11 protein-coding genes and 1 riboswitch are annotated in these 11,009 nt (G+C 37.9%); of the genes, 7 read left to right on the forward strand and 4 right to left on the reverse strand.

Annotated features, from left to right (window positions below; genetic code table 11):
• Positions 1-101 precede the first annotated feature (101 nt).
• Complete coding sequence (locus NSQ14_RS03815) at positions 102-413, forward strand: nitrous oxide-stimulated promoter family protein (RefSeq protein WP_251242263.1); 312 nt, start codon at positions 102-104, stop codon at positions 411-413.
• A 167-nt stretch (positions 414-580) separates the two neighbouring features.
• Here NSQ14_RS03815 and NSQ14_RS03820 read toward each other — a convergent pair whose 3' ends face one another.
• Complete coding sequence (locus tag NSQ14_RS03820; RefSeq protein WP_034768282.1) at positions 581-1,027, reverse strand: OsmC family protein; 447 nt, start codon at positions 1,025-1,027, stop codon at positions 581-583.
• A gap of 74 nt (positions 1,028-1,101) precedes the next feature.
• Positions 1,102-1,749, reverse strand: a complete 648-nt coding sequence (gene trhA, locus NSQ14_RS03825) for a PAQR family membrane homeostasis protein TrhA (RefSeq protein WP_156103170.1) — start codon at positions 1,747-1,749, stop codon at positions 1,102-1,104.
• 184 nt (positions 1,750-1,933) lie between these two features.
• On the opposite strand from trhA, the gene mbcS reads away from it, so the two are divergent.
• The 3 genes from mbcS (at position 1,934) to hemG (ending at position 5,864) form a co-directional block, all read left to right on the forward strand.
• Positions 1,934-3,520, forward strand: coding sequence for an acyl-CoA synthetase MbcS (gene mbcS / locus NSQ14_RS03830; RefSeq protein WP_346216893.1), 1,587 nt, complete (start codon positions 1,934-1,936; stop codon positions 3,518-3,520).
• A 372-nt stretch (positions 3,521-3,892) separates the two neighbouring features.
• A complete protein-coding gene (locus NSQ14_RS03835) occupies positions 3,893-4,465 on the forward strand; it encodes a DUF1836 domain-containing protein (protein WP_041844583.1) in 573 nt (190 codons plus the stop codon).
• A 4-nt stretch (positions 4,466-4,469) separates the two neighbouring features.
• The gene (gene hemG, locus NSQ14_RS03840) at positions 4,470-5,864 is read left to right on the forward strand and encodes a protoporphyrinogen oxidase (RefSeq protein ID WP_328187977.1); all 1,395 of its coding nucleotides are present in this window, start codon (positions 4,470-4,472) and stop codon (positions 5,862-5,864) included.
• 1,018 nt (positions 5,865-6,882) lie between these two features.
• Here hemG and NSQ14_RS03845 read toward each other — a convergent pair.
• Both NSQ14_RS03845 and NSQ14_RS03850 read right to left on the reverse strand, forming a co-directional pair.
• Positions 6,883-7,356 (reverse strand): QueT transporter family protein, encoded by a 474-nt coding sequence (locus NSQ14_RS03845; protein WP_034768293.1) that lies wholly within the window; start codon positions 7,354-7,356, stop codon positions 6,883-6,885.
• 12 nt (positions 7,357-7,368) lie between these two features.
• Positions 7,369-7,413, reverse strand: a riboswitch (PreQ1 riboswitch).
• Positions 7,414-7,808: 395 nt separating this feature from the next.
• Entirely contained in the window at positions 7,809-8,180 is a 372-nt protein-coding gene (locus tag NSQ14_RS03850; protein WP_375293585.1) for a hypothetical protein, read from the reverse strand.
• A gap of 577 nt (positions 8,181-8,757) precedes the next feature.
• Between NSQ14_RS03850 and NSQ14_RS03855 the strand changes: the two genes are divergently transcribed.
• The 3 genes from NSQ14_RS03855 (at position 8,758) to NSQ14_RS03865 (ending at position 10,837) form a co-directional block, all read left to right on the forward strand.
• Positions 8,758-9,522, forward strand: coding sequence for a threonine/serine exporter family protein (locus NSQ14_RS03855; protein WP_095141449.1), 765 nt, complete (start codon positions 8,758-8,760; stop codon positions 9,520-9,522).
• A gap of 315 nt (positions 9,523-9,837) precedes the next feature.
• Positions 9,838-10,290 carry a threonine/serine exporter family protein gene (locus NSQ14_RS03860; protein WP_041902778.1) on the forward strand — a complete coding sequence of 151 codons (453 nt, stop codon included), beginning with the start codon at positions 9,838-9,840 and terminating at the stop codon, positions 10,288-10,290.
• Positions 10,291-10,381: 91 nt separating this feature from the next.
• Positions 10,382-10,837 carry a divergent PAP2 family protein gene (locus tag NSQ14_RS03865; protein ID WP_034768315.1) on the forward strand — a complete coding sequence of 152 codons (456 nt, stop codon included), beginning with the start codon at positions 10,382-10,384 and terminating at the stop codon, positions 10,835-10,837.
• Positions 10,838-11,009 lie beyond the last annotated feature (172 nt).

The raw sequence follows: 11,009 nt of genomic DNA on the forward strand, positions 1-11,009 counted from the left end.
TTTGTGGTAACCTAAAATTACAGAGGTTGTTTTTAATTTTTCTATTGTACGAACTATGGGTAGATCAAATGCGTAGGACGTTTCATAAGGAGGGGACTCATATGAGGAAACTGAATGATGGTCCAAAAATTCAAAAGGAAAAAGAAACAGTGCAGAAAATGATCGAAATCTACTGTAGAAAAAAACATCACCGAAATGAATTATGTGATGACTGTCAAGATTTGTTACATTATGCACATAAACGATTATCTTATTGCCGGTTTGGAGAGGAAAAATCAGCTTGTTCCAATTGCAAAGTCCATTGTTACAAACCGGTTTATCGCCAAAAGATAAAGGCCGTCATGCGCTATTCCGGCCCGTGGATGCTTCTGTATCACCCGGTATATTCGGTTAAACATTTACTTAAAAAATGAAAGCTTGAAATCGATAATGACTACTGTAGTCAGAAGGTCCCATGCTTTTGAAGAAATAAAATTGAATTGATACATGTACTACATCAGTGTCTTTTTAAAAAGTCAGATGGTGACCGGATAAAAAACATCCATGGTTGTTCGAGCAGCCATGGATGTACACACTTCATTTATCCTTTTTTAATCGTTACTTGCAATTCGAGTTCGACATTTCCTTGAATAGCTCTACTGATCATGCATGATTTTTCTGCTTTTTCCGCTAATCGTTGAGCTAATTTTTCATCCTCGAAAGTTGCATCTTCTTTTAAGATAATTGTTGGCCGATGAATGATTTTTTTATATGTAAATACACCATTCGTCACATCCACAATTCCTTCTGATTCCATCAATAAATCTTTTTTATCCAAATGACTTCTTTGCATCATGGCAGCAAGGGTAATGATATAGCAAGTTGCCGCAGCACCCAAAAGCATTTCATCCGGATTTGTTCCGACACCCGGTCCATCCATTTCCGGCGGGATAGAGATTTTGGTCACCAAATTCCCGACAGCAATATCACCAACGTCATTCCTTAACCCCGGCCAATGTGCCTGCAAATGAAAATGATGTTCTGCCAATTTTATACACTCCTTCAAAAAGGAAGCAAAACCCTAATGAAATGAGGGACCTGCTCCTAAATTCCGATAAACTATTATAACACAAATTCGTATACGCATAAGAAATGCATGAGACTTCCAAGCAAAATGAACAGATGAAAGATTTCATGAAAGCCCATATGTTTAAAGGTTAAAAATTTTGGCTTGGCTCCGTATATAATTCCGCCGATTGTGTAAATGACCCCGCCTAAGATTAAGAAAAGAACGCCACCAATATGAATTGATTTTGCTAGTGGAGAAATTGCAAAAATGGCAATCCAACCCATCCCGATATAAATTGCTGTTGATAACCACCTGGGACAATTAAACCATACCATTTTAAACACAACCCCGGCGACTCCGAGTCCGGTTATAATCCCAAACATTGTCCAACCAAGCGTTCCTTTTAAGCTAATTAAACAAAGTGGTGTATAAGTTCCGGCAATTAATACAAAAATCATGGAATGGTCAATTTTTCGCAAAAAGGAAATCACTTTATTGTTAGAAATGACCCAATGATACGTTGTTGAAGCTGTATATAATAAAATTAAGCTAATGCCAAAAACGATGACAGCTGTCAAACTTGTAGCCGACCCGGAAGTTGTCACTACCTTAACAATCATAAGAACAAGTGCGGCAATTGATAAAAAAATCCCGACCAAATGCGTTAAACTATTGATTGGTTCACGAATATATTTTTCCAAAAACAACATCTCCCTGTAATGATAAGTAGTTATTAAAACTACTTATAATGATACACCCACAACATGACACAGTCAATATTTACTTGATGCAATTTTATCGATCATTCATGAAAAAAATAATATTCATAAATTCAAAACTATAGTATAATTAAAATAATATTTATAATCATAGGAGTTGAAACATATGATCAATTTAATTGCCCCGGAATATTATAATTTTACCGAGGAAGTAGAGAAGTTTTCCAAAGATCCGTATAAAGTAGCGATTAAATGGGTGGGGACGGACGGATCAGAAAAAAATATTACATATGTCTCCTTAGTTGAAAAAATGAACCGATATGCGAATGCTTTAGTTAATCTCGGATTGAAAAAAGGCGACCGTGTTCTTATAATCACACAAAAAGTACCTGAATCTTATTATATCTATTTGGCATGTCTAAAAGCCGGCCTCGTGATGATCCCTTGTTCTGAGATGCTTCGGGCCAAAGACTTAACTTACCGAATAAACCATTCAGAAGCAAGTGCCGTAATTGTTTATAATCATTTGACAAATGAAGTCGATTCAATTACCGAACCAATTCCGACATTGAAATATAAATTAATTATCGGTGAACATGAGACAGAGGGATGGACATCTGTAACGAGGTTTGCAGAAAATGAAAGCGCATACTTCGTCGGTGAAAAAACAAAAAGAGATGAAATGGCCCTGTTACCATATACATCCGGAACGACAGGAAATCCGAAAGCAGTCGTCCATAATCATGGCTGGTTTTTTGCTCATTTACAAATTGCTCCGTCCCTATGGCTTGATATTAAAGAAGGGGATCTTGTTTGGGCAACCGCAGCCCCCGGTTGGCAAAAATGGATTTGGAGCCCGTTTGTTTCAACGATCGGCATGGGGGCAACCGCATTTGTCTATAATGGACGTTTTGATGCAGCAAATTACTTACAACTTTTGCAGAAATATCAGGTAAATGTACTATGCTGCACACCGACAGAATACCGGTTTATGGCAAAATTAAATAATCTCTCAGACTATTCGTTGCCGGCATTAAGAAGTGCAGTTTCTGCTGGAGAGCCGCTGAATGTCCAAGTTATTGAAACATTTCAAAAGGAGTTTGGTATTACGGTTCGGGATGGTTACGGCCAGACTGAAAACACTTTATTAATCGGAACGCTACCGGGAACCAAACTGAAAAAAGGATCCATGGGTAAGGCGATACCGGGTTATCAAGTGGAAATTATTAATCACGAAGGAAAACCGTGCGCCATCGGGGAAGTAGGTGATATTGCCGTCCATAAAAGCACTCCGACCTTATTTAAGGAATACTATAAAGATTTTGAACGGACACAGAAGGCTTATCGCGGGGATTGGTATTTAACCGGAGACCAAGCGAAAAAAGACGAAGATGGCTATTTTTGGTATGAAGGTCGCAGTGATGATATCATTATCAGTTCGGGTTATACAATTGGACCATTTGAAGTAGAAGACGCATTGACGAAACATCCGCTCGTTCGTGAATGTGCTGTTGTGGCCAGTCCTGATCCTGATCGAGGCAATGTCGTTAAAGCTTTTGTCGTTTTGGTTGATCCGCATATGGAGAAAGGGGAAGACCTTATTGCCAAACTTCAAGAGCATGTAAAAAATTTAACCGCCCCGTATAAATATCCGAGGAAAATCGAGTTTGTCGAGGAACTTCCTAAAACTGCCTCGGGGAAAATCCGCCGCGTAGAACTAAGGCAAAAAGAAATGCAACAACCGCAAAAATAAAGGAAATCTTCAATCCGTGGGGGTCACTCTCCCACGGATTTGTTGGTTGCCCGTCGAAAGTGGTTATCGATTCCGCGAAAGGCGCCTCTCCTGACGGGGTTGTTAGTTACCCGTCAACAGTGCAGTAATGGTTAACAATTTTGCAAAAGGCCACTCTCCCACGGATTTGTTAGTTGAACCAATCGGGTTCGGGTGCGGCAGCATTTTTCCCCTCTTTGCTACTATAATTTGCTTTAAAATCCCTTAACCTCGATATGTAGTTTTTTGGACTATATAGGAGAACGGTCTAAACTGATCATGTAGTTAACATTTACTTTTTCTATAAAAAAAGATAAAATTTATGTAGAATGAAATATATATGGAGGGCTATTATTGGAAAATACAGAGCAATTTCTTGAACAATTGCAACTTGATAAAAATATTACACTTGATGATATTCCAAATATTGATTTATATATGGACCAAGTCATTCAGTTGTTTGAAAGTAAATATAGCGGTACAAAAAGAAATGAAGATGATAAAATATTAACAAAGACGATGATTAATAATTACGCAAAAGGAAAATTGTTTTTCCCGATAAACAATAAAAAGTATTCCCGGGATCATTTGCTTCTTATTAGCATCATTTATCAATTAAAAGGCACTATTTCTATTAATGATATAAAACATGTACTGGAAAAATTGAATGAAAAGATTGTTAAAGAGAATTTTCGATTAGATCTACTATATACAAGCTTTCTAGCACTTGTAGAACAAAATGTGAATCAATTCAGACGGGACTTCCGGGAATTGGTCTCCGGTACAACGGAGGAGATTCAGCACTTCGAGGATGAAGACTCCGATTACTTAGAAAAGGTATTGTTGATTTCTTCTCTATCTTATATGAGCAATTTATATCGGCGGACTGTGGAAAGATTGGTAGACGAAATTCATCGTGAGGAGTGAAAAAATGGAAACGATTTTAATTGTTGGTGGGGGCATCACCGGTCTCTCTGTCGTGTATACGTTAGAAAAAGAAGCTGCAAAACAAAAGCGGGATTTAAAGTTATTGTTAGTCGATTCAGCAGCCCAACTGGGAGGAAAAATCCGGACAGTAAAAGAAAACGGTTTTATTATGGAAACAGGGGCAGATTCAATTGTTGCGAGAAAGATGAAAGATTCCGGCCTCATTGAAGAACTGGAGCTTGAAGAGGAGGCTGTCTATAATGCGGTCGGTACATCTTTTCTTTTTAGAGAAGGTGAATTAAAACAAATACCGCGAGATTCGGTCTTCGGTATTCCGACAAGTATTCAATCACTGGCGGAAAGTCCATTATTATCGGATCATGGAAAAGTGGAGGCATTAAAGGATTTTTACATTAATGATAGAAAATTTACAGAGCATGATTCAATTGGAGAGTTTTTAGAATATTATCTTGGCAAGGAACTGGTCGAAAAGCAAATTGCCCCTGTTTTATCAGGTGTTTATTCCGGAACATTACATAATTTAACAATTGCTTCAACATTGCCATATGTATTGGAGTATAAAGAAAAATATGGAAGCATTATGAAAGGTTTTGCAACAAATAAAAATCAGTTTTTAGGTAAAGATGACAAAAAATTCCTCTCGTTTAACAACGGATTATCAACGATTATTGATGCGATGGCAAACCGGTTGGAAAAAACAGAAATATGGTTGGAACATGAAGTGGAGCAAATTAATAAGACGGATGGTAAGGGTTATAAGGTCTATTTTACTAACGGCAAAGTAGTTGAGGCTGATTCCATTGTTTTGAGTATTCCCCATAATCATGCCAGCCGCCTATTTTCTGATAAAGAATTACATGAAGAGTTTTCAAAGATAAAGACAAGCTCTTTGATTAGTGTGTATGTAGGATATTCGGTTTCGGACGGGGTGTTACCTGAAAATGGGACAGGCTATATAGCGCCTGATAATGATCTGTTTTGTAATGCTTGTACATGGACAAGTCGGAAATGGGAACATACTTCAAAGGGTGGAAATTTACTCATCCGTTTATTTTACAAAAGTAGTCATCCAAGGTTTTCTGAAATTAAAGATTTGAATGACAAAGATTTATTAAAAATTGCTAAGGCGGATATTGAAAAAAGTTTACATATAAATGCGGAACCGGTTGTGAGTACAGTAACAAAGTGGACAGACCAAATGCCGACATACCAAATTACCCATCCGGATACTGTATCTTCATTGGAGGAGCAGTTCGCGCAAAAATACCCGGACATCTTTCTCGCAGGCTGCTCTTATTACGGTGTTGGCATTCCAGACTGTATTGAGAACGGTAAAGAGATTGCAAAGAAAATAAGCGAAAATGTTTTGTTGAAGTAAAGGTAACTAGGTCGTCTATGGGACAAAACAAAGGGAAAAATAAGCAAAATAGTCTCATAGAACAGCATCACCAGCAGTCTATGAGACAAAGTGGTACAAAAATCAAGCCCAACTGTCCCATAGAAAAGCTCTATGGGACAAAACAACGAGGAAAACAAGCAAAATAGTCTCATAGAACAGCATCACCAGCCGTCTATGGGACAAAATGGCTCAAAAATCAAGCCCAACTGTCCCATAGAAAGGCTCTATGGGACAAAACTAAGAGGAAAATAAGCCAAACTGTCTCATAGAACAGCGTCATCAGCCGTCTATGGGACAAAATGGCTCAAAAATCAAGCCCAACTGTCCCATAGAAAGGCTCTATGGGACAAAACAACGAGGAAAACAAGCAAAATAGTCTCATAGAACAGCATCACCAGCCGTCTATGGGACAAAGTGGTACAAAAATCAAGCCCAACTGTCCCATAGAAAAGCTCTATGGGACAAAACAACGAGGAAAACAAGCAAAATAGTCTCATAGAACAGCATCACCAGCCGTCTATGGGACAAAATGGTACAAAAATCAAGGAAAACTGTCCCATAGAAAAGCTCTATGGGACAAAACTACGAGGAAAATAAGCAAAATAGTCTCATAGAACAGCATCACCCGCCGTCTATGGGACAAAATGGTTCAAAAATCAAAGAAAACTGTCCCATAGAAAAGCTCTATGGGACAAAACAACGAGGAAAACAAGCAAAATAGTCTCATAGAACAGCATCATCAGCCGTCTATGGGACAAAATGGTACAAAAATCAAGGAAAACTGTCCCATAGAAAAGCTCTATGGGACAAAACAACGAGGAAAACAAGCAAAATAGTCTCATAGAACAGCATCATCAGCCTATGAAATAAAATAATCAAAAAATCCCAGAGAACTGTCCTTTTATCATATACAAAACTTTATACTAAATAAATAATGAAAATACAAACTAACCAAAGTTTTAAAAAGCCGGACTACATAACAGCCCGGTTTTTCCTTTTACAAAATTCCTCGTTTGTAAATCGCATTCATGATCGGCATACCTATGACCATCACAGCAAACTCGCCAACCGCAGTTAATAGCCATGTTTCCCAGAAAGGTACACCAATTGCTAATTTCAACTCATATGCAACAATAAAAATCATTATTGAAAAGACAAATGAATTTGCGAGCATTCGCCCCCAAATATTTTTAATATAACGACTTAATAATATTGTGATAGAAAGGGAAATAACTGTGTGAGCTACTCCAAAAATTAAATCATATGGCAACAATGTGGAGAAAAATAAATTGGATAAAAAGACACCAATCACGACCCCGAAGAAGTACTTTTTGTTAAATACAACGAGGTGATTAAAAATTTCCGGAATCCGAAACTGGATGTTCGAGAAGGCAATTGGTTGAATCACGGCAGTAATCGCAATGTATAACGCCGCAACAATTCCGTTAATAGTAATTGTTCTTAATTTCATTTTAACAAATTCCTTTCCTTAGTTTTTTTACGTGGGATGGTTTCGAACCACGTCGGTCTTAACCGAAAAATGAACGGTTTAAATTATACAACTAATTTTTATAGAGAACAAGATAAAAAATGGTTAAGGTGAGTAGGCTCATCAGGAAAAGGTCTAACTTTGAGAGTAAAATCCAACAATCTTCCCAACATCAAAAGAGTCCCATCAACGGAGCTACATACAACATCGACTACTATATTCAGAGTCAAAGCCCCTTTATCTATATCAACAGTACTACGACCAAGTTAAGCCGTAAAAACAAATATGTTTCTTTCTAAACAACCTAATTAAATAAAAACGCCAGACTTCAAAAGGAGCCTGGCAACGCACACAGTAATAAGTTAAATCCGTTTCATTTGTTCACTTCACGTTCTGTCCCAATCCTGATATTGTAGGTATAAAGTAACAACAAGTTAAAATCCGTCTTCATTTGCTGTAAACGGGATGTTGAGGCGATTTTCAACGTTACGTAACCGTTGATTTAACCGTTGTAATCTGCGTGTTTGTTGTTGGTTGACATCATTTAATCTTGTCACTTCACCATTTAATCTTCTTATTTCTTGATTGATTCTTCTAATTTCCTGATTCAGTCTGCCAATTTCATTATTTTGTCTCGTCAGTTCTTCGGATTGTCGTTCGTTTTGCCGTTCAAGTTGGGTAACGCGACGTTCCAACGCAGGGGGTTGTCTGTAAAAGTATTCTTCATCAACTTCCATCATGTTATTATATCCGTCCCCTTCAATCGGAGTAACCGGATAAGTCGGATAATAATAATACGGGTACACGGGCAAGCACTCTCCTCTTTTTATAGTCAATACCCTATATTTTTATGAAAATAACCAAGAAATGACCGGGCGTATTTCCCATTTTCCTAAATACAACCAATGACAATGTAGCGATAAAATATTGTTTTCAAATTGAAAGGGGTCGGTTTTAGGTGATAAGTCAATCTGGTCCAAAAACAAATAAAAATAATAATTTTGGAGATTGTTGGGAACTGCAAAAAATTAGAAGATTATGCTTGCAAAGGAGAACAGGTAATTTTCGGAGTCTGTTCCCATCTATATCAAAACGAAAAACGATCCCTGCAAAGACACCGGATAATTTCAAACAAATCTAAACTGCAGTATTTTAAAAACCCGTTGCATGAGCAAAATTCATTGTATAAACTGAATGAGGAGCGATTTTGACATCGAAAAAAAAGACTTTCATTGTTTAAACTGGATATGACAATTTTGACAAGACAAAAAAACCGCAATTCAAACAAACAAAGTTCATTTTTTAAACTGAATATGAAGCGATTTTGACAAAGTAAAAACCAAGTTTCAAGCTTATATGATTCGAAAAAAGTGGGGAACGAGAATGGAGAAAAATAGACAAAATTACATAGATGTAAGTGAGATTTGTTTGCTTGCCGGAGAAATCATGTTGGCAAGCGGGGCGGAAACATATCGGGTAGAGGATACAATGGTCCGAATTGCACATGCTTACGGTGTAGAGAATGCTGAAAGTTACGTGACTCCCACCGCAATTATCTTTGCCGTCAACGGAGAGTTGTATCCGGCCGGAACGAAAATGAAACGAATTGAACGGCGAACAACTGATTTGAATAAAATTGCTACCGTCAACAGCCTTTCCCGGGAAATTAGTGAAGGAAAATGGACAATGGAATCAGCATACGAGCGACTAAAACAAATAAAAAAGGAAAATATATCTTTTTCCGTCCCGATCCAACTATTAGCTGCCGGTATCGCCAGTGGCTGTTTTGTTATTATGTTTTTAGGAAAATGGATCGATGTCTTACCGGGGATCGTTGCCGGTAGTATCGGCTATTTCTGTTTTCTTACCATTCATCAAATCGTGAAAGTTCGTTTCTTTTCTGAGTTTGTTTCATCATTAATTATTGGATTTACTGCGAATATTTTTGTTTATACAGGAATCGGCGACCAAGCAGATAAAATTATTATCGGTTCGGTTATGCCGCTTGTTCCCGGACTGCTGATTACGAATGCCATTCGAGATTTGATGGTTGGACACTTGATTTCCGGATTAGCGAAGGGAGCAGAGGCATTGTTGACAGCTTTTGCCATCGGAGCAGGTATAGCGGTTGCTTATGCGATTTTTTAAAAAGATAAGAAAGTATAAAAATACAAGTAAATAACTTGGGATTAGTTTTATTGTCTAGCTCCGAGCGCCAGCGACTAGCAAACTTCACTCCCCTCCACTACGATAAGTCAACATCGGCTCGTCACTCGCCGTGTTTTCCTTTTCCTCGAAAATGCATTCGCATTTTCTTCGTGCGATGCCTATTCGGGGAAGCAAATCTGTTCTCATTGCGGGGCGCTCCAGTTTGTACGTCGCTAAGCGGGCGCTCTGCGCTTTTCTTAACGAATCCCATTGAACAGAAGATGATTAGAAAAACCGGTTAAGGATGTGGAAACATTGATTGCCCAATTAATTACTAGTTTTCTTGCAACAAGTGGCTTTGGAATCCTCTTTAATGTACCAAAAAACGCGATTATAAAATGCGGACTTGTCGGTATGATTGGCTGGTTTATTTATTTTTCTATGGTTGAAAAAAGGATTGATGCAGTTCCGGCAAGTTTTGTCTCAGCGTTTTTTATTTCGGCCCTTAGTCATGTTTTTGCAAAAAAGTATAAAACCCCTGTGATTATTTTTATCGTTGGAGGTATTATCCCACTGGTACCGGGTGGCCTTGCTTATGATGCCATGAGGAATTTTGTCAGCAATGAGTATAGTATAGCCATTGAACTCGCTGCCAAAGCATCGTTAATTGCCGGGGCAATTGCCATGGGGATTGTTTTTTCAGAAGTGTTTAATAATACCATTAAACAAGGTGTTTCAGTAAGGAAATCAAAAAAGATGAATGAATGAAGTTAGCGAGCAGCATGGAAACATGATAAGTCACAAAAAAATTTTACATAATCCCGTTTCGTTCATAGAAAACTAAACGGGAGGTGGTTTGATGAATAAACCGATAATAACAGCACTTGCAACGATTGGAATTGCACAGTTTTTAAAAATGCCAATCAGAAAAATAACAGGAGGAAAGTGGGATTGGCGTTTGTTCTTTGAAACAGGCGGGATGCCAAGTTCCCATTCGGCAGGTGTTTCTTCACTTGCTACATATATAGCTAAGAAAAGAGGGGTAAAAACGATTGATTTTGCCCTTGCTTCCATATTTGGCCTGCTTGTCATGTATGATGCCCAAGGTGTTCGCAGGCAGGCTGGGGAGTTATCGATTAAAGTAAATGATTTGGAAGAAGAAGTGGAGCGGTTACGTGGCCAAAAGGATTATCATTACCATGATCGCAAATCAAGAAAACTTCGTGAAAGATTAGGACATCAGCCGGTTGAAGTTTTAGTCGGTTCGCTATTTGGCATCATCAGTGGAATCATTTCTCACAAGTTTTTTGAATAGTTTATTTCAGGGTCAGGTGAAAAACGCTTGACCTTAAGTATATTTATAAAAAATTATAATGACGGTAAAAACGCTTGACCTTGGTATTGTTATGAAATTGGAGAAAATTAACATGACCATGACAGGTAAAAACGCTTGACCTTGCGTATATTTATAAAAAATTATAATGACG

The organism is Caldifermentibacillus hisashii, from assembly GCF_039654145.1.
GTDB classification, from domain to species: Bacteria; Bacillota; Bacilli; order Bacillales; family Caldibacillaceae; genus Caldifermentibacillus; species Caldifermentibacillus hisashii.